The sequence below is a fragment of the Streptomyces sp. NPDC031670 genome (genome assembly GCF_055580545.1).
This window is the reverse complement of record NZ_JBVILC010000002.1, coordinates 84,352-106,676: the sequence shown is the minus strand read 5'-3', so window position 1 is coordinate 106,676 and position 22,325 is coordinate 84,352. Positions and strand designations below refer to the sequence as shown.

Genomic DNA, 22,325 nt, shown 5'->3' with positions numbered 1-22,325 from the left:
AAGCAAGGGGCGTTCCGTCCCGGGGGCGGTTCGGGCGCGGGGAGGCGCTCAGGACCCCGCGAACCAGCTCGACGCGTCCAGCCGGAACGCCTCCGGCGGGACCACCGTGCGCAGGGACGCCTCCATCTCCCGTACCGGGCCGGGCCCGAGCGTACGGACCCAGTCGGCGCGCAGCTCGTCGAAGACGGCCGCGGACCGGTTGAGCGCGTCCAGACCGTGCGGGGTGATGCGGACGATCTTGCGGCGGGCGTCGGCGGGGTCGTCGGCGCGTTCGGCGTAGCCCAGCGCCTCCAGACGGTCGACGGTCTTGCCGGCGGCCTGCTTGGAGACGCCGAGGCGGCGGCCGATCTCGCTCGCGGTCGCCCCGCCGGGGCCGATGGCCTGGAGCGCGAAGCCGTAGGCGGGGCGGAGGCCGGGATGGCCCTGCCGGGCCAGTTCGGCGTGGAGGCGGTCGATCAGGGAGCGGAAGCCCGCCAGGAGGAGCAGGGGGAGCTCGTAGCCGGGCGCGTCGGCGCCGCCGGAATCGCCCTTGCGTGAACCGACAACCTGGTTTACCTTTTTTTCGTCAACCACGTTGTCCATTCTAAGGGGCGCACCTTGTTCGTCGACCACACCCTGGAGTCCGCCCCCGCCGAGTCGCGCCGCGCGATGGAGGGGACCGTCCGGCACCTCGGACACCTCTCCCCGGCCGTGGCGCGGATGGCCGCCTCCCCCCACACCCTGGAGGGCTTCCTCAAGATGAGCGCTCTCTTCGAGAGCACCACGCTTGACCCGCTCGCCCGCGAAGTGGTGATCATGACGGTCGCCACCCGCAACGGGTGCGCCCTGTGCGTGGACATGCACACGGCCAAGCTGCGCGGGCTCGGCGCGCCGGAGGAGCTGATCGGACGGCTCCGGGAGGGAGAGCCGCTCCCGGACGAACGCCTCGAAGCCGTACGGGAGTTCACGCTCGCCGTGTACGCCACCGCCGGGGCGGTCCCGGACGCCGGTCTGGAGGCGTTCCTGGCCCACGGCCACACCCCGCGGAACGCCCTGGAGGTCGTCCTCGGCATCGGCACGTACACGGTCTCGACGTTCGCCAACCGGCTGACCGGGGCGTCGCACTGAGCCGCGCTAGAGGACCCGGCCGTCCTGGGCGGCGGCCACCGGCGCCGCGTACGCCCCGCCGAGCCCCCACCCCTGGTGCATCGCGTCCGCGAAGGCCGCCGCCAGCTTGTGTTCGCCCGAGGCGGAGGGGTGCGTGCCGTCGTAGGTGTCCACATGGATGTCGTACGTCGGCGGGTGCGAGGCCAGCAGCAGCGGCGAGGAGGGCCGGTCCAGGTCCGCCACCGCCTTGGCCAGCAGCTCGTTGAAACGGGCGACCTCGGCCGCGAAGGGGGCGTCCGACTCGGCCCGGATGTTCGGGATCACTGGCAGCAGCACCATCCGGATCGCCGGGTTCGCGGTGCGGGCCGCCGCCACGAAGGCGCGGGCGTTGGCCGCCGTCTGGTCGCTGTCGGTGTAGAAGCCCAGGTCGATCAGGCCGAGCGAGACCAGCAGGACGTCCGCCCGCGCCCCGGCCGCGGCGTCGGCTATCAGCGGGGCCATGTGCAGCCAGCCCTCGCCCCACCCCGACAGATGGCGGCGCGCCGGCGCGGGGAAGTCCGCCGCCCCGTACGCGGACGACAGCGGGGCCCCGGCCTCCGTGTCGTACAGCTCGGTACGCGGCCCGACGATCGCGAAGGGGCCGTCGAAGGACGTGCTGAGGTGCTGCCACATCCGGTAGCGCCAGGTGATGTCGCCGGCGCGTCCGATGGTCATGGAGTCGCCGACGAACATGAAACGCATGGGGCCATGATGGCGGATCACCTGGACCGCTTCGACGGGCTGCCACGTGACGATGGACACTTGGTCCCATGCGTTTCCCGATGCGTTCGCTTCTGTCCGCCGCCACGGCCGCCGGGCTCGTCGTCCTGGGGGCCGCCGGACCGGCGGCGGCCGACGACGGAGACGGCGGCTTCACGATCAAGGACCCCCGGATCAAGGAGTCCAGCGGCCTGGCCGCCAGCCGGGCCCACCCGGGCGTGTACTGGACGCACAACGACAGCGACGACGGGCCGTACGTCTACGCGGTCGACTCCAGGACCGGCGAGACCGTCGCCAGGATCACCCTGGCCGGCGTCGGCCGCCCGCGCGACGTCGAGGCGATCTCGGTCGGCCCGGACGGGAACGTGTACGTGGGGGACATCGGGGACAACCTCGGCGGCACCTGGAAGAACGTCTGGATCTACAAGTTCCCCGAGCCGCAGCGGCTCAAGGACGCCACGGTCAAGGCGACGCAGTACGTGGTGAAGTACGCCGACGGGCCGCGCAACGCCGAGGCGCTGATGGTCCACCCCGGCACCGGACGCGTCTACATCGCGTCCAAGAAGGAGGGCGGCGGCGGCCTCTACGAGGGCCCCGAGCACCTCTCCACGGCCGGGACGAACGTCTTCCGGCGGGTCGGCGACGTGCCGTGGGTCACCGACGGCGCCTTCTCCCCGGACGGGACGAAGCTGGCGCTGCGCGGGTATTTCTGGGCGGCCGAGTACGACTGGAAGAACGGGAGGCTCGGCTCGCGGCACGGGGTGTCCGCGCCGCTGATGCGTCAGGCGGAGTCCGTCACGTACACCTTGGACGGGAAGGCGCTGCTCTTCGGGACGGAGGGGGAGCAGAGCGACGTGGCGCGGGTGCCGGTCGCGGCGGGCGGCAAGTCCCCCTCAGCCAAGGGAAGTTCACCGACGGGCGCGGGCTCGGGCAAGAGCGTCGACCCGGGCGGCGGCGAGCACCGGAACCTGGTGTACGGGGCGTTGGCCGTGGTGGGAGCCGGCGCGGCCTGGGTGGGGCTGAAGCGGCGGTTCCGGCGGGACTGACAGGTGGGCCGGGGGTCGTCTGCGGGCCCGGTGGTGGGTTGCTCGCGCAGTTCCCCGCGCCCCTTCAGTGCGCCCCTGCGGGGCGATCACCTCGGCGGTGGCGCCCGCGGCCCCTCGGATGGGCCCGTAGGGCCCTCCCAGGGGCGCGGGGAACTGCGCGAGCAACCACGGACAAGCCGCGGCCGAGACTCAGAGCTGCTCGATCACGTAGTCGACACACGCCGTCAGCGCCTCGACGTCCGCCGGGTCGATCGCCGGGAACATCGCGACGCGCAGCTGGTTGCGGCCGAGCTTGCGGTACGGCTCGGTGTCCACGATCCCGTTGGCGCGCAGCACCTTGGCGACCGCCGCCGCGTCGATGTCCTCGGCGAAGTCGATCGTGCCGATGACCTGCGAGCGCTTCGCCGGGTCGGTGACGAACGGGTTCGCGTGCTTGGACTCCTCCGCCCAGGTGTAGAGGCGGGTCGAGGAGTCCTTGGTGCGGCCCGTCGACCACGCCAGACCACCCTGGCCGTTGATCCACTTCAGCTGCTCGTTGAGCAGGAAGAGCGTGGCGAGCGCCGGGGTGTTGTACGTCTGGTTCTTCAGCGAGTTGTCGATCGCGGTCGGCAGGCTGAAGAACTCCGGGATGTGGCGGCCGGACGCGTGGATGCGCGCCGCGCGCTCCAGGGCGGCCGGGGAGAACGCCGCGATCCACAGTCCGCCGTCGGAGGCGAAGGACTTCTGCGGGGCGAAGTAGTAGACGTCGCTCTCGGTGATGTCGACGGGCAGGCCGCCCGCGCCCGAGGTCGCGTCGACCAGGACGAGCGCGCCCTCGTCGGCGCCCGCGACCCGCTTGACGGGGGCCGCGACACCGGTGGAGGTCTCGTTGTGGGTGAGGGCGTAGACGTCGACGCCCGCCTCGGCGGACGGCTCCGGGTGGGTGCCCGGCTCGGAGGCGATCACGCTGGGCTCGGCGAGCCACGGCGCGAGCTTGGCGGCCTTGGCGAACTTCGAGGAGAACTCGCCGAAGTTCAGGTGCTGCGACTTGTTCTCGATCAGCCCGTGGGTCGCGACGTCCCAGAACGCGGTCGAGCCGCCGTTGCCGAGGATCACCTCGTACCCCTCGGGCAGCGAGAACAGGTCCCGGACGCCCTGGCGGACCTCGCCCACCAGGTTCTTGACCGGGGCCTGGCGGTGGGAGGTGCCCAGCAGCGAGGTACCGGTGGCGGCCAGGGCGTCCAGCGCCTGAGTACGCACCTTGGAGGGGCCCGCGCCGAAACGGCCGTCGGCGGGCTTCATGTCAGCGGGAATCTGGATCTCAGCCACGAGCGCAGGGTATCGGCACGCGGGGGCGGCGCGCGGCTGCGGTCCATCCCGCGAGACGCGCCCGGCCGCCGTCACGCCCGCCGCGCCGCCGGCCGGGCAGGCTGGTCCCCATGGGCGACACGGGTGACGGCGGCGGTACGGCACGTACGGACGGGGCGTGGCGGGTGTGGGAGCGGGAGCTGCGGGACGCGGTGCGCGGGGAGGTCGACTCCTCGGCCACCGCGCGGGCGCTGACGACGATGGACGCGTCCAACTACCGGCGGGTGCCGCAGGCGGTCCTCGCGCCACGGGACGCCGAGGACGTGGCGGCGGCGCTCGCCGTCTGCCGCGAGCACGGGGTGCCGGTGGTGCCGCGCGGCGGCGGGACCTCGATCGCCGGCCAGGCCACCGGGACCGGGCTCGTCCTGGACTTCACCCGGCACATGCGGTCCCTGCTCTCGGTGGACGTGGAGGCGCGCAGGGCGGTGGTCCAGCCGGGCCTGGTCCTCGACGTGCTGCGGGAGGCGGTCCGGCCGTACGGGCTGACGTTCGGGCCCGACCCGTCGACGCACAGCCGCTGCACGCTGGGCGGGATGATCGGCAACAACGCCTGCGGGGCGCACTCGGTGGCGTACGGGACGACCGCCGACAACGTCCACGAGCTGACGGCGGTGAGCGGCACGGGCGACCCGCTCCGCCTTAGCCGGGGCTGGACGGGCACCCCGGCGGGCCTGCGCGCCTTCGTCGAGCGCAACCTCGCCGCCCTGCGCACGGGCTATCCGCAGGACCTGCCGCGCCGGATCTCCGGGTACGCCATGGACGCGCTGCTGCCCGAGCGCGGCACGGACGCGGCCCGCGCCTTCTGCGGCAGCGAGGGCACGCTCGGGGTCCTGACGGAGGCGACCGTACGGCTGGTGCGGACGCCGGGGGCGCGGGCGCTCGCCGTGCTCGGCTACCCGGACGAGAGCGCGGCGGCCGAGGCGGCGCCCGCGCTGCTGCCGTACGGGCCGCTCACCGTCGAGGGCATGGCCGCCGACCTGGTGCGCGGCGCCCCCGGGCTGCCGCGCGGCGGGGCCTGGCTGTTCGTGGAGACGGGCGGCGCGGGTCCCGCCGAGGCGCTGGCGCGGGCCCGCGAGCTGGTGCGGGCGGCGGACCCGCTGGACGCGGCCGTGATCACCGATCCGGCCGGGCAGCGGGCGCTGTGGCGGGTGCGCGAGGACGCGGCCGGGACGGCGACGCGGATCCAGGGGCCCCCGCTGGACGGTACGTCCGGAGGAAGCACGGAGGCGTGGCCCGGCTGGGAGGACTGCGCGGTGCCGCCCGCGCGCCTCGGCCCGTATCTGCGCGACTTCCGGGCCCTGCTGCGGGAGCACGGGCTGCGCGGCACGCCGTACGGGCACTTCGGCGACGGATGCGTCCACGTCCGGATCGACTTCGACCTGCTGAGCGCGGCGGGCGTGGCGCGCTTTCGCCGGTTCTCCGAGGAGCTGGCGGATCTGGTGGCCGCGCACGGCGGTTCGCTCTCCGGTGAGCACGGCGACGGGCAGGCGCGGGCGGAGCTGCTGCCGAAGATGTACGGGACGGAACTGGTGGGCCTGTTCGGGGAGTTCAAGGACGTGTGGGACCCGGCGGGGGTGCTCAACCCCGGCATCCTGGCGCGCCCGGCCCGGCTGGACGAGAACCTGCGCTTCGCGGTGCTGCCGAGGCGGCCGGTGGAGGTGGAGTTCGGCTATCCGCAGGACGGCGGGGACTTCTCGGCGGCGGTACGGAGGTGTGTGGGCGTCGCCAAGTGCCGGACCGCGCAAGCGGGTACGGGCGTGATGTGCCCGTCCTTCCGGGCCACCGGCGAGGAGGCGCACTCCACGCGGGGCCGGGCGCGGCTGCTGCACGAGATGCTGGCGGGCGAGGTCGTCACGGACGGCTGGCGCTCGACGGAGGTACGGGACGCCCTCGACCTGTGTCTGTCCTGCAAGGGCTGCCGCGTTGACTGCCCGGCCGGGGCGGACATGGCCACGTACAAGGCGGAGTTCCTGCACCACCACTACCGGGGACGGCGGCGCCCCGCCTCCCACTACGCGATGGGGTGGCTGCCGCGCTGGCTGCGGGCGGCGGCGCCATGGGCGCGGGGGCTGAACGCGCTGGCCCGGGTGCGCCCGCTGGCCGCGACGGTGAAGCGGCTGGCGGGGATCGCCCCGCAGCGGGGCCTTCCGGTGCTGGCGACGCGGACGCTGCGGACGTGGCTGGGGCGGCGCGGGGACGGCCTCGCCCCGGTTGCCGCCGTCCTGTGGCCGGACACCTTCACCGACCACCTGTCGCCGGGAGTGGGGCGGGCGGCGGTACGGGTCCTGGAGGCGGCGGGGGTCGGGGTCGTGGTGCCCGAGGGGCGGGTGTGCTGCGGTCTGACGTACGTCTCGACCGGCCAGCTCACCCGCGCCCGTACGGTCCTGCGCCGCACGCTCGACGCGATGGAACCGCTGCTGGAGCGCGGCCTCCCGGTCGTCGTCCTGGAGCCGAGCTGCGCGGCGGCGCTGCGGACCGATCTGCCGGAGCTGCTGCCGGACGATCCCAGGGCGGCGCGGCTGGCGGCGTCGGTGCGGACGTTCGCGCAGACGCTCCAGGAGTGCGCGCCGCACTGGTCCCCGCCGTACGTCGGGCGCCCGGTGGTCGGGCAGACGCACTGCCACCAGCACGCGGTGCTCGGGGACGCGGCCGAGCGCCGGCTGCGGGAGCGGGCCGGGCTGACGGGCGCGCTGCGCGGCGGCTGCTGCGGTCTGGCCGGGAACTTCGGCTTCGAGCGGGGCCACTGGGAGGTGTCGGTGGCCTGCGCGGAGGACGAACTGCTGCCGGCGGTACGGGCGGCCGGGCCCGAGGCGGAGGTCCTGGCGGACGGCTTCTCGTGCCGTACGCAGCTGGAGCAGTTGACCGGGCGGCGGGCCCGGCATCTCGCGGAGGTGCTGGCGGAACATCTGCCGGAACATCTGCCTGACGGAACGGGTTAGGGACAGAGGGCCCTGGCGCCACTTACACCGCCCCGTACATTGGTATCGGAAGGCAGTACTCCGCTTGCGCTTCGGGGGCGGGTGGAGCGCGACGGCACGCACGCTCGGGGGAGTGCAATATAATATCCAAGAAGTTCATTATAATGGACTCAATCGACGTACGGGAGCCCCGGTGACCAGTCCGCAGACCGCCGCAGAGCCGACCGCCACCGCGGCGGCGACCGTCTCCACCCCGGAGGCGGCGGGCGGACTGCGGGCCGCGCGCGGTCGCGGGGCGGCGCTCGCTCCCGTCGCGCTGGTGGTCTCGGCCGGTATATCGGTGCAGTTCGGCTCGGCGGTCGCGGTGATGCTGATGCCGAGGGCGGGCGCGGCGGGTGTGGTGACGCTCCGCCTGGCGGCGGCGGCGCTGGTCCTGCTGGTCCTGTGCCGCCCGAAGCTGCGGGGCTACCGGCGGGCCGACTGGGGCACGGTGGTCGCCTTCGGCGCGGCGATGGCCGGAATGAACGGCCTCTTCTACCAGGCGGTGGACCGTATCCCGCTCGGCACGGCCGTGACCCTGGAGGTCCTCGGCCCCCTCGCCCTGTCCGTCCTGGCCTCGCGCCGCCTGGTCAACTTCGTCTGGGCCGGGCTCGCGCTCGCCGGGGTCGCGCTGCTGGGCAGCGGCGGGGGCGACGGCTTCGGGGCGATGGACCTCGCGGGGGCGGCCTTCGCACTGGGGGCGGGGGCGTGCTGGGCGGTGTACATCCTGTTCAGCGCGCGGACGGGCCGCCGCTTCCCGCAGGCGGACGGCCTCGCGCTCGCGATGGCGGTCGCGGCGGTGCTGTCGCTGCCGCTGGGAGCGGTGCAGTCGGGCTCGAAGCTGCTGGTGCCGTCGACGATCGGGCTCGGCGCGGCGGTGGCGATCCTGTCCTCGGTCCTGCCGTACACCCTGGAACTGCTGGCCCTGCGCCGTCTGCCCGCGTCCACGTTCGCGGTCCTGATGAGCCTGGAACCGGCCATCGCGGCGACGGCGGGCTTCCTGGTCCTCCACCAGGCCCTGTCGGCCACCGACGCGGTGGCTATCGCGCTGGTGATCGGGGCGAGTGTGGGGGCGGTGCGGTCGCAGGTGGGACGCGGAAGGTAGCCCGCGCGCGGCGGTGTGGCCGGGCCTTTGTCTGCGGCGGAGTGGGGGTTGCTCGCGCCCGCGCCGCTGGGGGCCTTTGTTTGTCTGCGGCGGAGTGGGGGTTGCTCGCGCAGTTCCCCGCGCCCCTAAAAACCTTCGTTCGTCTGCGGCTGGGTGGGGGCTGGTCGCGCAGTTCCCCGCGCCCCTAAAAACTGGTGGCTGATCGGATTTCCCCGGCTGCGGGCGACTACCCAAGGGGCGCGGGGAACTGCGCGAGCAACCCAGCACGGCCCGCAGCCGACGGACCACCCAGGGGCGCGGGGAACTGCGCGCCCAGCCACCGACGGCCCGCAGCCGACCGACTACCCAGGGGCGCGGGGAACTGCGCGCCCAGCCACCGACGGCCCGCAGCCGAACGGACCACCCAGGGGCGCGGGGAACTGCGCGAGCAACCCCCGCTCAGCCGCAGACAAAAGCCGGGCCAAAAACAATGCAAGCACGCTTGCTTGTTTCCTGCACCGCTGCCATGCTCCCGGACACGAACACCCCCGCATCCCACCCCGAAGGGATCCCCGTGTCCGATCAGACGACCGCCGTCCTCGACGATCTGCGCGACGAAGGGGACGAACTCGACCGGCTCGTCGCGGCGTTGGAGCCCGGCGCGTGGCGGCGCGCTACCGCCGCCGAGGGATGGACCGTGGCCCACCAGATCGCCCACCTCGCCTGGACCGACCGCGCCGCCCTGCTCGCCGTCACCGACGCGGACGCGTTCGCCGCCGAGGTCGAGAAGGCCGCCGCCGCCCCGGACTCCTTCGTGGACGAGGGCGCCGAGGAGGGCGCCCGGCTGGCCCCCGACGCGCTCCTGCGGCGCTGGCGGGACGGGCGCGCCCGGTTGCGCGAGGCGCTGCTCGGCGCGCCCCCGGGCGCCCGCTTCCCCTGGTACGGCCCGCCCATGTCCGCCGCCTCCATGGCCACCGGCCGCCTGATGGAGACCTGGGCGCACGGGCAGGACGTCTGGGACGCCCTCGGCAGCACCCGCGAGCCCACCGCCCGGCTGCGCCACGTCGCCCGGATCGGCGTCCGCGCCCGCGACTTCGCCTTCGCGGTGCGCGGGCTCGCCGCGCCGGCACAGGAGTTCCGGGTCGAGCTCGTCGCGCCGGACGGGAAGGACGTCTGGACGTACGGCCCCGACACCGCCCCCCAGCGCGTCACCGGCCCCGCCCTCGACTTCTGCCTCCTCGTCACCCAGCGCGTCCACCGCGCCGACACGGCCGTACGCGCCGAAGGCCCCGACGCCGACCGCTGGCTCGACGTCGCCCAGGCCTTCGCCGGGCCGGCCGGACCCGGACGTACGCCCAAGGGGGCCTGATGCGCCGCCCCCTGCGGATCGGCAACGCCTCCGGCTTCTACGGCGACCGCTTCGACGCCCTGCGCGAGATGCTCACCGGCGGCCCGCTCGACGTGCTCACCGGGGACTACCTCGCCGAGCTCACCCTGCTCATCCTCGGCCGCGACCGGCTCAGGGACGCCCGCCTCGGCTACGCCAGGACGTTCCCGCGCCAGCTGGAGGATTGCCTCGCCCTCGCCCACGAGCGCGGGGTGCGGATCGTCACCAACGCGGGCGGGCTCAACCCGGCCGGGCTGGCCACGGCCCTGCGGGAGCTGGCCGCCCGCCTCGGGGTACCCGCGCGTATCGCCCACGTCGAGGGGGACGCGCTGCCGCTGCCCCCCGGCGCGCTCACCGCCAACGCCTACCTCGGCGGCGCCGGCATCACCGCCTGTCTCGCCGCCGGGGCCGACATCGTCGTCACCGGGCGGGTCACCGACGCGGCCCTGGTCACCGGGCCCGCCGCCTGGTGGCACGGGTGGGGGCCCGAGGAGTACGACGCGCTCGCCGGAGCGGTCGTCGCCGGGCACGTCCTGGAGTGCGGCACCCAGGCGACCGGCGGTAACTACTCCTTCTTCCGCGACCACGACCTGCGCCGCCCCGGCTTCCCGCTCGCCGAGATCCACGCCGACGGCAGCAGCGTCATCGGCAAACACCCCGGCACCGGCGGCGTCGTCGACCTCGGGACCGTCACGGCGCAGCTCCTGTACGAGACCGGGGGCGCCCGGTACGCCGGGCCCGACGTCACCGCCCGGCTCGACACCGTAACGCTCACCCGGGACGGGCCCGACCGGGTGCGGATCAGCGGGGTGCGCGGCGAGGAGCCCCCGCCCACGCTCAAGGTCGGCCGCACCCGCGTCGGCGGCTGGCGCAACGAGGTCGTCTTCGTCCTCACCGGCCTCGACATCGACGCCAAGGCCGCCCTCGTCCGCGCCCAGGTGGAGGACGCCCTCGCCCGCGCCGAGTCCCGCCCCGGGCACGTGCAGTGGGAGCTCGCGCGCACCGACCGGCCCGACGCGGCCACCGAGGAGACCGCCAGCGCGTTCCTGCGGCTCGTGGTGCGCGACCCCGACCCGGACGCCGTGGGCCGGACCGTGAGCGGCGCCGCCGTCGAGCTGGCCCTCGGCAGCTACCCGGGCTTCCACGTCACGGCCCCGCCCCAAAAGGGCACGCCGTACGGGGTGTTCGAGGCGGACTCCATACCGGCGGCCGAGGTCGAGCACATCGCCGTACTGCCCGACGGATCGCGGCGGGCGCTGCCCCACCCCTTACGGACACGGCCCCTGGAGGACGTCGAGGCGCCCCCGCCGCCCCCGCCCCCGCCCTCCGGCCCCACCCGGCGCGCCCCCCTCGGCCTGGTCGCCGGGGCCCGCAGCGGCGACAAGGGCGGGGACGCCAACGTCGGCGTGTGGGTGCGCACCGACGACGCCTGGGCCTGGCTCGCGCACACTCTCACCACGGACCGGCTGCGCGAACTCCTTCCGGAGTGCGCCGGGTTGGACGTCGACCGGCACGTATTTCCCCGGCTGCGCGCCCTGAACTTCACCGTCCACGGCCTCCTCGGCGAGGGCGTCGCCGCACAGGCCCGTTTCGACCCCCAGGCCAAGGCGCTCGGCGAATGGCTGCGCTCGCGCCACCTGGACATCCCGGAGGTACTGCTGTGACGGTTCTGCCCACCGCGCTCGACACCGCCGGGGCCGAGTACGCCGCCCACCGCGAGGCCATGCTCGCCAAGCTGGCCGAGCTCGACACCGAGCACGCCAAGGCGCTCGCGGGCGGCGGCGCCAAGTACACCGAACGCCACCGCCGGCGCGGCAAGCTGCTCGCCCGTGAGCGGATCGAGCTGCTGCTCGACCCGGACACCCCGTTCCTGGAGCTGTCGCCGCTCGCCGCCTGGGGGAGCGAGTACCCCGTCGGCGCCTCGATGGTCACCGGTATCGGGGTCGTCGAGGGCGTCGAGTGCCTGATCACCGCCAACGACCCGACCGTACGCGGCGGCGCCTCCAACCCGTGGACGCTGAAGAAGGCGCTGCGGGCCAACGAGATCGCGTACGCCAACCGGCTGCCCTGTATCAGCCTGGTGGAGTCCGGCGGCGCCGATCTGCCCTCCCAGAAGGAGATCTTCATCCCGGGCGGGGCGCTCTTCCGCGACCTCACCCGGCTCTCCGCCGCCGGTATCCCCACCATCGCGGTGGTCTTCGGCAACTCGACCGCCGGTGGCGCGTACGTACCGGGGATGTCCGACCACACCGTCATGATCAAGGAGCGGTCGAAGGTCTTCCTCGGCGGGCCCCCGCTGGTGAAGATGGCCACCGGCGAGGAGAGCGACGACGAGTCGCTGGGCGGCGCCGAGATGCACGCCCGTACCTCCGGCCTCGCCGACCACTACGCGGTGGACGAGCACGACGCCCTGCGCCGGGCCCGGCGGATCGTCGCCCGCCTCAACCACCGCAAGGCGCACCCCGACCCGGACCCGGTGTACGAGCCGCCCAAGTACGACGAGGACGAGCTGCTGGGGATCGTGCCCGGGGACCTCAGGACGCCGTTCGACCCGCGCGAGGTGATCGCCCGGATCGTCGACGGCTCCGACTTCGACGAGTTCAAGCCGCTCTACGGGCCCAGCCTGGTCACCGGCTGGGCGCGGCTGCACGGCTATCCCGTCGGCATCCTCGCCAACGCCCAGGGCGTGCTGTTCTCCGCCGAGTCGCAGAAGGCCGCCCAGTTCATCCAGCTCGCCAACCAGCGCGACATCCCGCTGCTGTTCCTGCACAACACCACCGGCTACATGGTGGGCAGGGAGTACGAGCAGGGCGGGATCATCAAGCACGGCGCCATGATGATCAACGCGGTCAGCAACTCGAAGGTGCCGCATCTGTCGGTGCTCATGGGCGCCTCCTACGGCGCCGGGCACTACGGCATGTGCGGGCGCGCCTACGATCCCCGGTTCCTCTTCGCCTGGCCCGGCGCCAAGTCCGCCGTCATGGGGCCGCAGCAGCTCGCCGGGGTCCTCTCGATCGTCGCCCGCGCCTCCGCGCTGGCCAAGGGACAGCCGTACGACGAGGAGGCGGACGCGGGGCTGCGCGCCATGGTCGAGCGGCAGATCGAGGCCGAGTCGCTGCCGGTGTTCCTGTCCGGGCGGCTCTACGACGACGGCGTCATCGACCCCCGCGACACCCGCACGGTCCTCGGCATCTGTCTGTCCGCCGTCCACACGGCCCCGGTCGAAGGCGCGCGCGGCGGCTTCGGCATCTTCAGGATGTGAGGCGCTGATGATCCAGTCCGTTCTTGTCGCCAACCGGGCCGAGATAGCCTCCCGGGTCTTCCGCACCTGCCGTGACCTGGGCATATCCACGGTCGCCGTGCACTCCGACCCGGACGCGTCGCTGCGTTACGTCCGGGAGGCCGACGCCGCCGTGCGGCTGCCGGGAGCCGCGCCCGCCGAGACGTATCTGCGCGGCGACCTGATCGTGAAGGCCGCCCTCGCGGCGGGCGCGGACGCCGTGCACCCGGGGTACGGGTTCCTCTCCGAGAGCGCCGGGTTCGCCCAGGCCGTCCTCGACGCGGGGCTCACCTGGATCGGCCCGCCCCCGGCGGCGGTGGAGGCGATGGCCTCCAAGACCCGCGCCAAGGAGCTGTTGCGGGCGGCCGGGGTGCCGCTGCTCGCGCCCGTCGACCCGGCGAAGGCCACCGGCGCCGATCTGCCGCTGCTCCTGAAGGCGGCGGCGGGCGGCGGCGGACGCGGGATGCGGGTCGTCCGGGAACTCGGCGCGCTGGAGGCGGAGTTGGCCGCCGCGTCCGCCGAGGCGCGGTCCGCGTTCGGGGACGGCGAGGTGTTCGCGGAGCCGTACGTGGAGCGCGGACGCCATGTCGAGGTGCAGATCATGGCCGACGCGCACGGCACGGTCTGGGCGCTCGGCACCCGCGACTGCTCGCTCCAGCGCCGCCATCAGAAGGTCATCGAGGAGTCCCCCGCGCCCGGACTGCCCGAGGCCCTGCGCACCCGGCTGCGCACCGCCGCCGTGGCCGCCGCACGGGCCGTCTCCTACCGGGGCGCGGGCACGGTCGAGTTCCTGGTGGACCCGCACGGCCGCGCGTACTTCCTGGAGATGAACACCCGCCTCCAGGTCGAACACCCCGTCACCGAGGCCGTGTTCGGGATCGACCTGGTCGCGCTCCAGCTCCACGTCGCCGAGGGCGCGGCCCTGCCCGCCGAGCCGCCCGAGCCCGTGGGGCACGCCGTCGAGGCGCGGCTGTACGCGGAGGACCCGGCGAACGGCTGGACCCCGCAGAGCGGGGTGCTGCACCGCCTCGACGTACCCGGGGTCCGGCTGGACCGGGGCTACGGCGACGGCGACACCGTCGGCGTCCACTACGACGCCATGCTCGCCAAGGCCGTCGTCCACGCCCCCAGCCGCGCCGCCGCCGTACGCGAACTCGCCCGCGCCCTCGAACGGGCCGAGGTGCACGGGCCCGGCACCAACCGCGACCTGCTCGTCCGCTCACTGCGCCACCCGGACTTCACCACCGGCCGCGTCGACACCGGCTTCTACGACCGTCATCTGCCCGCCCTCACCGAACCGCGCCCCGGGGAGGCGCACGCGGCCCTCGCCGCCGCCCTGGCGGACGCGGCGGGCCGCGCCTCCCGCTTCGGCGGGGGCTGGCGCAACCTGTCGTCGCAGCCGCAGAGCAAGCGGTACGGCGACCATGAGATCCGCTACCGCCTCACCCGCCGGGGCCCGGTCGCCGAGGACTTCCCGGACGTACGCCTCCAGACGTGCGAACCCGGCCGCGTACGGCTCGAAGTGGATGGCGTCTCACGGGACTTCCGTGTCGCCCGCTACGGCGACCGGGTGTACGTCGACACCGCCACCGGCTCGTACACGCTCACCGCGCACCCCCGCTTCACCGGCCCCGGCGACCTGCTCGCCCCCGGATCGCTGCTCGCGCCGATGCCGGGCGTGGTCGTCCGGGTCGCGGACGGGCTCGCCGAAGGGGCCCGTGTCACCGCCGGACAGCCGCTGATCTGGCTGGAGGCGATGAAGATGACCCACCCGATCACCGCCCCCGCCACCGGCACGCTCACCGTGCTCCACGCCGTTCCCGGCCGCCAGGTCGAGGTCGGCGCCCTGCTCGCCGTCGTCCAGGACGCCCCCGTCGCACAGGAGGACCAGCCGTCATGACTTCCGTACGCAGCAGTGCCGTGGAGAGCCCGGAACTCAAGGACCTGCGGGCCGCCGTCGCGGCCCTGGGGCGGCGGCACGGCCAGAACCACCAGCGGGAGGCGCTGTGGGCCGAGGCCGCCGAGCTCGGCTACCTGGGCGTGAACCTGCCCGAGGAGTACGGCGGCGGGGGCGGCGGCATGGCCGAGCTGTCCATCGTCCTGGAGGAGCTGGGGGCCGCCGGGTGCCCGCTGCTGATGATGGTCGTCTCGCCCGCGATCTGCGGCACGGTCATCGCCCGCTTCGGCACCGAGGAGCAGAGGCGCGCATGGCTGCCGGGGCTCGCGGACGGCTCGCGGACCATGGCTTTCGGCATCACCGAGCCGGACGCGGGCTCCAACTCGCACCGCATCACCACCACCGCCCGCCGCGACGAGGAGAGCGGCGGCTGGATCCTCACCGGCCGCAAGGTCTTCGTCTCCGGTGTGGACATCGCGGACGCCACCCTGATCGTCGGCCGCACCGAGGACGCGCGGACGGGAAGTCTGAAGCCGTGCCTGTTCATCGTCCCGCGCGATGCCCCGGGCTTCGGGCGCTCCCTGATCGACATGGAACTCCACGCCCAGGAGAAGCAGTTCGAGCTCGTCCTCGACGAGGTGCGGCTGCCCGCCGAGGCGCTCGTCGGCCACCAGGACGCCGGTCTGCTCCAGCTCTTCGCCGGGCTCAACCCCGAACGGATCATGACGGCCGCGTTCGCGATCGGCATGGGCCGTTACGCGCTGGCCCGCGCGGTCGCGTACGCGCGCGAGCGGCAGGTGTGGAAGGCGCCCATCGGCGCCCACCAGGCCATCGCCCATCCGCTCGCCCGGGCCCACATCGAACTGGAGCTGGCCCGGCTGATGACGCAGCGGGCCGCCGCGCTCTACGACGCGGGCGACGACGCGGGCGCGGGCGAGGCCGCCAACATGGCCAAGTACGCGGCGGCCGAGGCCTGCGTCAGGGCCGTCGACCAGGCCGTGCACACCCTCGGCGGCAACGGCCTCACCCGGGAGTACGGGCTCGCGGCGCTGGTCACGGCGGCCCGGGTGGCCCGGATAGCGCCGGTCAGCCGGGAGATGATCCTCAACTATGTCTCGCACCGGACGCTGGGGCTTCCCAAGTCGTACTAGCCGTACCAGGAGCAGCACATGACCTACGTACAGCGGTCGCGGGAGCGGGGGATCGAGACCCTCGCCCTCGATTCGCCCGCCAACCGCAACGCCCTGTCGGCGGGGCTCGTCGGCGAGCTCGGCGCCGCGCTGGCCGACTGCGGCCGGGACCCGGGCGTCCGGGCCGTCCTGCTCACCCACACCGGCACCGCCTTCTGCGCGGGCGCCGACCTCAAGGCGCCGCCCGACCCGGCCGCGTTCACGGCACTGCTGCGGGCCGTGGTCGAGCTGCCCAAGCCGGTCGTGGCGCGGGTGACCGGCCATGTCCGGGCCGGCGGGCTCGGGCTGCTGGGGGCCTGCGACATCGCGGTGGCGGGCCCGGACTCCTCGTACGCCTTCACCGAGTCGCGGCTCGGGCTCGCCCCCGCCGTGATCTCCATGCCGCTGCTGCCCCGGATGGACCCGCGCGCCGCCGGGCGCTACTACCTGACGGGGGAGCGGTTCGGGGCGGCCGAGGCGGTACGGGCCGGGCTGCTCACGGAGGCGGCCGAGGACGTGGACGCGGCCCTCGCACACGTCCTCGACGGGCTGCGCCGGGCCTCCCCGCAGGGTCTGGCCGCGTCGAAGGCACTGGTCACGGCTACCGTGGTGGAGACATTCGACCGCTGGACGCAAGAGCTGAGCGCGCGATCGGCGGCCCTGTTCGCCTCGGACGAGGCGCGGGAGGGCGTGACCGCGTTCCTGGAACGACGGGATCCCGTATGGGTGTGGTGATGTCCGCCGCCAAGAGCCCCAAGCAGGACCGCAGCCGGGCGACCCGGCAGCGTCTGCTGGAGGCGGCGGTGGCCTGCCTGGCCGAACACGGCTGGACGGGCTCGACGGTGTCGGTCGTGGCGGAGCGGGCGGGTGTGTCGCGCGGTGCGGCGCAGCACCACTTCCCCACGCGCGAGGACCTGTTCACGGCGGCCGTCGAGTACGTCGCCGAGGAGCGCTCCTCGGCGCTGCGGGCCCTGGGTCCCACCGACCGCCGCACCGTGGTCGCCGGCCTCGTCGACCTGTACACGGGCCCGCTGTTCCGGGCCGCGCTGCATCTGTGGGTGGCCGCCGCCAACGAGCCCCAGCTGCACGCGCGGGTGCGGGAGCTGGAGGCCCGGGTGGGCCGGGAGTCGCACCGTATCGCGGTGGCGCTGCTCGGCGCGGACGAGTCGGTGCCGGGGGTGCGCGAGACGGTCCAGGGCCTGCTCGACATGGCCCGGGGCCTGGGCCTGGCCAACCTCCTCACCGACGACGGGGCGCGGCGCGAGCGGGTCGTGGCGCAGTGGGCGGAGCTGGTGGACGGGGCGCTGGGGCCGGCGGCCGGACGGATATGAGAACGGGGGCCGGGCGAGTGCCCGGCCCCCGCACCCCTGACGTGTGATCAGTGGGCGTTGTTCTCCGCGTCCTCGCAGGCCTTGGCCTGGCGGCGGAGCGCCTCGGCGTTCTGGTGCGCCCTGGCGGCGGCGGTGCGCTCGCCCAGGTGCTGCAGCTCGTCGGCCTTCCGGTCGAGCTGGGCGGCCTGCTGGCGCAGCTGGGCCGGCTCGCAGGTGATGATGCCGGCCTGCGCGGCGGGCGCGACGGTCACGGTCAGACCGCCGACGAGCAGCGCGGCGGACAGGACGGTGGTGAGGGTGCGACGCATGCGGGCACTCCAAATCCCGGGCCGTGAGGGCCCGTTGCGGGGGGTTGATACAGCGAAAACCCTACCGAACCGCACCGACAAATGATCATGGGGGTCCGGTGGGCCCGCACACACGTGTGGCGCCGCCCCCGTCCCCGGGGCGGCGCCACACGTACCGGATCGCGGGAGCGGGCTCAGGCCCGGATGTCCCCGTACCCCTCCACCTCGCGCGGGTCGCGCGGGCCCGGGCCGACGTAGCGGGCCGAGGGGCGCACCAGGCGGCCCGTCCGCTTCTGCTCCAGGATGTGGGCCGACCAGCCCGCCGTACGGGCGCAGGTGAACATCGACGTGAACATGTGCGCCGGGACCTCCGCGAAGTCCAGCATGATCGCCGCCCAGAACTCCACGTTCGTGGCCAGCACCCGGTCGGGGCGGCGGGCGTGCAGCTCTTCCAGCGCGGCCTTCTCCAGCGCCTCGGCGACCTCGAAGCGGGGCGCGTCCAGCTCCTTGGCGGTGCGGCGCAGCACCCGCGCGCGGGGGTCCTCGGCGCGGTAGACGCGGTGGCCGAAGCCCATCAGGCGCTCGCCCTTGTCCAGGGCCTTCTTCACGTACGCCGTGGCGTCGCCGGTCCGCTCGATCTCCTCGATCATGCCCAGCACGCGGGAGGGGGCGCCGCCGTGCAGCGGGCCGGACATCGCGCCCACCGCGCCGGAGAGCGCGGCGGCGACGTCGGCGCCGGTGGAGGCGATGACACGGGCGGTGAACGTCGAGGCGTTCATGCCGTGCTCGGCGGCGGAGGTCCAGTACGCGTCAACGGCCTTGACGTGCTTGGGGTCCGGCTCGCCGCGCCAGCGGATCATGAACCGCTCGACCACCGACTCCGCCTTGTCGATCTCGCTCTGCGGCACCATCGGCAGCCCCTGGCCGCGCGCCGACTGGGCGACGTAGGAGAGCGCCATGACGGCGGCGCGCGCCAGGTCGTCGCGGGCGGTGCGCTCGTCGATGTCGAGCAGCGGCTTCAGCCCCCAGACGGGCGCGAGCATCGCCAGCGCGGACTGCACGTCGACGCGGATGTCGCCGGAGTGGACCGGGATCGGGAACGGCTCGGCGGGCGGCAGACCGGGGTTGAAGGCGCCGTCGACGAGCAGTCCCCAGACGTTCCCGAACGACACATGGCCGACGAGATCCTCGATGTCGACGCCCCGGTACCGCAGAGCACCGCCTTCCTTGTCGGGTTCGGCGATCTCCGTCTCGAACGCGACGACTCCTTCAAGTCCGGGTACGAAGTCGGACATCAGGCGGCTCCTCGTGATGCGTGCGACAGCTGCGGGAATGGTCGGGCAGGGGGGCGCCCCTCCCCCCGTGATGCCCCGTGCGCGGTGGAACATCACCCACCGGGTCGTAGGGGGGCCACAGTGGCCCAGCGGAGAGTTTGGCGGGTCCGACGGGTGCGGGGAAGCGTGACATCCGGCACACTGCCCCATTTGCCACGCGGAGGGTTGGCGACCCTCCGTGCCGGGAAAACTGACACGCCGTGCCATGCCGGGGCGGCCGGGCGCGCCCGCGCCGTCCTGCGGCAGGATGACGCCGTGACCGATCACGACCCCGCCGCCATGCGCCGCCAGTACCGCACCACGCTCCTGGACGAGGCGGACCTCGCCGCCACCCCCATGGCCCAGTTCGCGCGCTGGTTCAAGGAGGCCGTCACCGCGGGGCTGCACGAGCCGAACGCCATGGTCGTCGCCACCGCCACCCCCGACGGCCGGCCGTCCACCCGCACGGTCCTGCTGAAGGCCTACGACGAGGAGGGCTTCGTCTTCTACACGAACTACGCCTCCCGCAAGGGCCGCGAGCTGGCGGCCAACCCCCATGTCTCACTGCTCTTCCCCTGGCACCAGATCTCCCGCCAGGTCATCGTGGAGGGCACGGCGGCGCACATCACGCGGGAGGAGACCGAGGCGTACTTCCGGGTCCGCCCGCACGGCTCGCGGCTCGGCGCCTGGGCGAGCCCGCAGTCGGCCCCGCTCGCCTCCCGCGCGGAGCTGACCGACCGTTACGAGGAGCTGGCGGCCCGCTACCCCGAGGGCACCGAGGTCCCCCTCCCGCCGCAGTGGGGCGGCTTCCGGGTGGTCCCGGAGGCGGTGGAGTTCTGGCAGGGCCACGAGAACCGGCTGCACGACCGGCTGCGCTATGTGCCCGCGGCGCCCGGCCCGGACACCTGGCGGGTGGAGCGGCTCGCCCCGTAGACCGTCCGTCCGGGGCCGGACACGCAGAAACCCGCGGGCTCGGGTTCCTCCGGAGAGGAGCCGGCCGGACGTACCGGCGAGCCCGCGGGTCGGTGACTGCTGGGAATTTCGGCCGGCGACGTGCCGGCACCACACAAAGTGTGCGACTGGCAGGCGCTAGCCCGCAGTCACCTCACGCGTCCGGTATCCATACATCTGCCGAACCACCCCCTTCTCGTGTGCACCACACATTAGGAAGCCGCACCCGGCGCGACAACCGAATTATTCGGCCCGTTCCCCGGCCGACCGCTCGACGCAGAACTCGTTGCCCTCCACGTCCGCCAGCGTCACCCACCCCGAGCCGTCGGGGCGGCGGTGGTCACCGACCAGGGTGGCGCCCAGCGCGAGCAGCCGGTCCACCTCCTCGTCGCGGGTGCGGTCCTGCGGCTGGAGGTCGAGGTGGACGCGGTTCTTCACGGTCTTGGCGTCGGTGACCGTCACGAACAGGAGCGTGGCGCCCTCGGCGGTCACCGTGGCCTCCGGATCGCCGGGGAAGTCCTCGTCGCTGATCCGGCCGTCGAGGGCCGCGGCCCAGAAGGTGGCCAGGGTGTAGGCGTCGGTGCAGTCGAACGTCGTATGACGTACAAGAGAGCTCATGGGCGCCACTATGTTCGAAGAGCCCCGGGCCGGAAAGGACTTTACGGTGGGTACGGTCCAAGCCACTGTGCGCAGCGGTACGGCCGGGACCGCCCGGACCGCGGGGACCCCCCGGCCGGCGGACGCGGGGACGGCGAGGTGCGCCGGAGCACGGCGCCCACCCGCCGGGGCGGGGGAGCGGGGCCGCCCGCCTGCGCCGCGTCGGCGTCGAAAAACGATCCCTCCGGTACGGCGATTTCGGAGAAGTCGCTGTGGGATGCGTCACGTTCCAGTTCAATGATCTGACGCGCGTCGGTGCGTCGGCGCGTCGGTGTGACGCGGCGACACGTCCTGCAGGGGGTGCCAGGATGAGTGCTTCCCGGAGTGAGACCACCAACGCCCTCGGTCCCGACGAGCCGGACCGGGGCGACGACCACGGCCCCGGTGCCGCCCCCGGGCCCGAGCACGGCGGCGACCTGCTCGCCGCGCTGCTCGACGGCATGGACGCCGCGCTGTGCGCGTTCGACGCGGCAGGCGTGGTCACGCACTGGAACCGCGAGGCCGAGCGCATCCTCGGCTGGAGCGCGCGGGAGGCCGTCGGCCGCCAGGGCTTCGCCGGCTGGGCGGTCCGGGCCGCCGACGCGGGCGAGATCGAGGGCCGTCTGATGGCCGCGATGGAGGCACCCGGCCGCCAGGTCCACGAGTTCGCGCTGCTGACGAAGGACGGCGGACGGGTCCTCGTACGGACGCAGTCGGCCGGGGTCCGGGGCGCGGACGGCAGACCGGCGGGCGTGTACTGCGCCTTCAGCGAGGTGCACGCGCAGATCGACCTGGAGCGCTCCATCGCGCTCAGCGAGGCACTGTTCGAGGACGGGTCGTGGGGCGTCGTCCTGGTGGACGTGGATCTGCGCCCCACCGTCGTCAACGCGTACGCGGCGCGGGCGCTGGGGACCGGACGCGGCACGCTGCTCGGCCGCCCCCTCGGCGAACTGATCACCCAGGGCGTGGAGGAGCTGGAGGGCGCCCTCCACCACGTCCTCGCGGAGGGCGCCCCCGCCTCGCCCGCCGAGCTGTGGGTGACGCTGCGCGCCACCGAGGGCGAGCGCCGGCGCTGCTGGCGCAGCGGCTTCCTGCGGCTGGCCTCACCGCTGGCGGAGGAGCCGGTCCCGCTGGGCGTCGCCTGGCTCTTCCAGGACGTGACCGACGCCAAGCTGGCAGAGCAGGAGGCGGACCGGCTGCGCTTCCGCTGGAACCAGCTGTACCGGGCGGCGCGTACGGCCGCGGAGTGCGAGGACCCGGAGGAGGCGGCGATGGCGTACCTCGACTTCGCGCTCGCCGGATTCGCCGAACACGCGCTGGTGGACGTGGTGGCGGGGGAGCGGCTGGTACGGACGGCGGCCTCCCCGGCGAGCGCGCCCGGCCCCGTCGCGGCGGTGGCGGGCGGCGGCTTCCCGGTGCGGTACGCGCCCGGTCACCCCGCGCTCCAGGCGGTCGACCGGATCGGGTCGGTGCGGGCCAGCGGGGCCGACGGGTGGGCGGGGGAGCGCCAGTGGCCGCCGGACGCACGGCACGCCCTGTGCACGGTGCTGCGCAGCCGGGGCCGCACGCTGGGGGTCCTCACGTTCCTCCGGGGGCCCGGCAGGCCCGCGTTCGAGCGGCCGGACGCGGTGTTCGCGGAGAGTGTGGCGGTGCGGGTGGGCGCGTCCCTGGACCTGTCCCGGGCGCTGTCCCCCACCCCGCCCGTGCCCTGAACCCGCCCATGCCCTGAACCCGCCCGTTGCCCTAACCCCGCCGGTTGCCCGAGCCTTCCGGGGCGGGCCCCGGGCCTCGTGCC

General features: G+C 74.2%; 19 protein-coding genes. 13 read left to right on the top strand and 6 right to left on the bottom strand.

The window, feature by feature from the left end:
• Window positions 1-48: 48 nt before the first annotated feature.
• On the bottom strand, window positions 49-582 hold the full coding sequence (locus tag ACZ5ID_RS04475; protein WP_468893345.1) for a MarR family winged helix-turn-helix transcriptional regulator: 534 nt from the start codon (window positions 580-582) through the stop codon (window positions 49-51).
• Between the two features lie 66 nt (window positions 583-648).
• On the opposite strand from ACZ5ID_RS04475, the gene ACZ5ID_RS04470 reads away from it, so the two are divergent.
• Window positions 649-1,107, top strand: a complete 459-nt coding sequence (locus ACZ5ID_RS04470) for a carboxymuconolactone decarboxylase family protein (protein WP_468894175.1) — start codon at window positions 649-651, stop codon at window positions 1,105-1,107.
• 6 nt (window positions 1,108-1,113) lie between these two features.
• Here the strand turns inward: ACZ5ID_RS04470 and ACZ5ID_RS04465 are convergent, their stop codons facing one another.
• The gene (locus ACZ5ID_RS04465) at window positions 1,114-1,827 is read right to left on the bottom strand and encodes a GDSL-type esterase/lipase family protein (protein WP_468893343.1); all 714 of its coding nucleotides are present in this window, start codon (window positions 1,825-1,827) and stop codon (window positions 1,114-1,116) included.
• A gap of 68 nt (window positions 1,828-1,895) precedes the next feature.
• Here ACZ5ID_RS04465 and ACZ5ID_RS04460 point away from each other — a divergent pair, with 68 nt between their 5' ends.
• Window positions 1,896-2,891, top strand: coding sequence for an SdiA-regulated/phytase-like domain-containing protein (locus tag ACZ5ID_RS04460; RefSeq protein WP_468893341.1), 996 nt, complete (start codon window positions 1,896-1,898; stop codon window positions 2,889-2,891).
• Window positions 2,892-3,080: 189 nt separating this feature from the next.
• Here ACZ5ID_RS04460 and serC read toward each other — a convergent pair whose 3' ends face one another.
• Complete coding sequence (gene serC, locus ACZ5ID_RS04455) at window positions 3,081-4,199, bottom strand: phosphoserine transaminase (RefSeq protein WP_468893339.1); 1,119 nt, start codon at window positions 4,197-4,199, stop codon at window positions 3,081-3,083.
• 110 nt (window positions 4,200-4,309) lie between these two features.
• Between serC and ACZ5ID_RS04450 the strand changes: the two genes are divergently transcribed.
• The 9 genes from ACZ5ID_RS04450 (at window position 4,310) to ACZ5ID_RS04410 (ending at window position 17,343) form a co-directional block, all read left to right on the top strand.
• Entirely contained in the window at window positions 4,310-7,177 is a 2,868-nt protein-coding gene (locus ACZ5ID_RS04450) for an FAD-binding and (Fe-S)-binding domain-containing protein (protein ID WP_468893337.1), read from the top strand.
• A gap of 172 nt (window positions 7,178-7,349) precedes the next feature.
• Window positions 7,350-8,300 carry an EamA family transporter gene (locus tag ACZ5ID_RS04445; protein WP_468893335.1) on the top strand — a complete coding sequence of 317 codons (951 nt, stop codon included), beginning with the start codon at window positions 7,350-7,352 and terminating at the stop codon, window positions 8,298-8,300.
• Window positions 8,301-8,853: 553 nt separating this feature from the next.
• Window positions 8,854-9,648, top strand: coding sequence for a TIGR03084 family metal-binding protein (locus ACZ5ID_RS04440; RefSeq protein WP_468893333.1), 795 nt, complete (start codon window positions 8,854-8,856; stop codon window positions 9,646-9,648).
• Window positions 9,648-11,330: an acyclic terpene utilization AtuA family protein gene (locus ACZ5ID_RS04435; protein WP_468893331.1), complete on the top strand. Its 1,683-nt coding sequence runs from the start codon at window positions 9,648-9,650 to the stop codon at window positions 11,328-11,330. The genes ACZ5ID_RS04440 and ACZ5ID_RS04435 overlap by 1 nt, the downstream gene beginning before the upstream one ends.
• Window positions 11,327-12,928 carry an acyl-CoA carboxylase subunit beta gene (locus tag ACZ5ID_RS04430; protein ID WP_468893329.1) on the top strand — a complete coding sequence of 534 codons (1,602 nt, stop codon included), beginning with the start codon at window positions 11,327-11,329 and terminating at the stop codon, window positions 12,926-12,928. The genes ACZ5ID_RS04435 and ACZ5ID_RS04430 overlap by 4 nt, the downstream gene beginning before the upstream one ends.
• Window positions 12,929-12,935: 7 nt before the next feature.
• On the top strand, window positions 12,936-14,846 hold the full coding sequence (locus ACZ5ID_RS04425) for an acetyl/propionyl/methylcrotonyl-CoA carboxylase subunit alpha (protein WP_468893327.1): 1,911 nt from the start codon (window positions 12,936-12,938) through the stop codon (window positions 14,844-14,846).
• Window positions 14,843-15,994 carry an acyl-CoA dehydrogenase family protein gene (locus ACZ5ID_RS04420; RefSeq protein WP_468893325.1) on the top strand — a complete coding sequence of 384 codons (1,152 nt, stop codon included), beginning with the start codon at window positions 14,843-14,845 and terminating at the stop codon, window positions 15,992-15,994. Before ACZ5ID_RS04425 ends, ACZ5ID_RS04420 begins: the two co-directional genes overlap by 4 nt.
• An 18-nt stretch (window positions 15,995-16,012) precedes the next feature.
• Window positions 16,013-16,747, top strand: a complete 735-nt coding sequence (locus tag ACZ5ID_RS04415; RefSeq protein ID WP_468893323.1) for an enoyl-CoA hydratase family protein — start codon at window positions 16,013-16,015, stop codon at window positions 16,745-16,747.
• Window positions 16,735-17,343, top strand: a complete 609-nt coding sequence (locus tag ACZ5ID_RS04410; protein ID WP_468893321.1) for a TetR/AcrR family transcriptional regulator — start codon at window positions 16,735-16,737, stop codon at window positions 17,341-17,343. Before ACZ5ID_RS04415 ends, ACZ5ID_RS04410 begins: the two co-directional genes overlap by 13 nt.
• 47 nt (window positions 17,344-17,390) lie before the next feature.
• Here ACZ5ID_RS04410 and ACZ5ID_RS04405 read toward each other — a convergent pair whose 3' ends face one another.
• The gene (locus tag ACZ5ID_RS04405) at window positions 17,391-17,651 is read right to left on the bottom strand and encodes a hypothetical protein (RefSeq protein WP_468893319.1); all 261 of its coding nucleotides are present in this window, start codon (window positions 17,649-17,651) and stop codon (window positions 17,391-17,393) included.
• A gap of 173 nt (window positions 17,652-17,824) precedes the next feature.
• Window positions 17,825-18,925, bottom strand: a complete 1,101-nt coding sequence (locus tag ACZ5ID_RS04400; RefSeq protein ID WP_468893317.1) for a citrate synthase 2 — start codon at window positions 18,923-18,925, stop codon at window positions 17,825-17,827.
• Between the two features lie 294 nt (window positions 18,926-19,219).
• Here ACZ5ID_RS04400 and pdxH point away from each other — a divergent pair, with 294 nt between their 5' ends.
• Window positions 19,220-19,876: a pyridoxamine 5'-phosphate oxidase gene (pdxH, locus tag ACZ5ID_RS04395; RefSeq protein ID WP_468893315.1), complete on the top strand. Its 657-nt coding sequence runs from the start codon at window positions 19,220-19,222 to the stop codon at window positions 19,874-19,876.
• Between the two features lie 261 nt (window positions 19,877-20,137).
• On the opposite strand, the gene ACZ5ID_RS04390 is transcribed toward pdxH, so the two are convergent.
• Window positions 20,138-20,512 (bottom strand): VOC family protein, encoded by a 375-nt coding sequence (locus tag ACZ5ID_RS04390; protein WP_468893313.1) that lies wholly within the window; start codon window positions 20,510-20,512, stop codon window positions 20,138-20,140.
• Window positions 20,513-20,859: 347 nt separating this feature from the next.
• Here ACZ5ID_RS04390 and ACZ5ID_RS04385 point away from each other — a divergent pair, with 347 nt between their 5' ends.
• Window positions 20,860-22,242, top strand: a complete 1,383-nt coding sequence (locus tag ACZ5ID_RS04385; protein ID WP_468893311.1) for a PAS domain-containing protein — start codon at window positions 20,860-20,862, stop codon at window positions 22,240-22,242.
• Window positions 22,243-22,325: the final 83 nt, after the last annotated feature.

Coding starts and splice junctions, on each gene's coding strand:
- ACZ5ID_RS04475 (WP_468893345.1), bottom strand. CDS start 582: ATGGACAACGTGGTTGACGAAAAAAAGGTAAACCAGGTTGTCGGTTCA.
- ACZ5ID_RS04470 (WP_468894175.1), top strand. CDS start 649: ATGGAGGGGACCGTCCGGCACCTCGGACACCTCTCCCCGGCCGTGGCG.
- ACZ5ID_RS04465 (WP_468893343.1), bottom strand. CDS start 1,827: ATGCGTTTCATGTTCGTCGGCGACTCCATGACCATCGGACGCGCCGGC.
- ACZ5ID_RS04460 (WP_468893341.1), top strand. CDS start 1,896: ATGCGTTTCCCGATGCGTTCGCTTCTGTCCGCCGCCACGGCCGCCGGG.
- ACZ5ID_RS04450 (WP_468893337.1), top strand. CDS start 4,310: ATGGGCGACACGGGTGACGGCGGCGGTACGGCACGTACGGACGGGGCG.
- ACZ5ID_RS04435 (WP_468893331.1), top strand. CDS start 9,648: ATGCGCCGCCCCCTGCGGATCGGCAACGCCTCCGGCTTCTACGGCGAC.
- ACZ5ID_RS04425 (WP_468893327.1), top strand. CDS start 12,936: ATGATCCAGTCCGTTCTTGTCGCCAACCGGGCCGAGATAGCCTCCCGG.
- ACZ5ID_RS04420 (WP_468893325.1), top strand. CDS start 14,843: ATGACTTCCGTACGCAGCAGTGCCGTGGAGAGCCCGGAACTCAAGGAC.
- ACZ5ID_RS04415 (WP_468893323.1), top strand. CDS start 16,013: ATGACCTACGTACAGCGGTCGCGGGAGCGGGGGATCGAGACCCTCGCC.
- ACZ5ID_RS04410 (WP_468893321.1), top strand. CDS start 16,735: ATGGGTGTGGTGATGTCCGCCGCCAAGAGCCCCAAGCAGGACCGCAGC.
- ACZ5ID_RS04405 (WP_468893319.1), bottom strand. CDS start 17,651: ATGCGTCGCACCCTCACCACCGTCCTGTCCGCCGCGCTGCTCGTCGGC.
- ACZ5ID_RS04400 (WP_468893317.1), bottom strand. CDS start 18,925: ATGTCCGACTTCGTACCCGGACTTGAAGGAGTCGTCGCGTTCGAGACG.
- ACZ5ID_RS04390 (WP_468893313.1), bottom strand. CDS start 20,512: ATGAGCTCTCTTGTACGTCATACGACGTTCGACTGCACCGACGCCTAC.
- ACZ5ID_RS04385 (WP_468893311.1), top strand. CDS start 20,860: ATGAGTGCTTCCCGGAGTGAGACCACCAACGCCCTCGGTCCCGACGAG.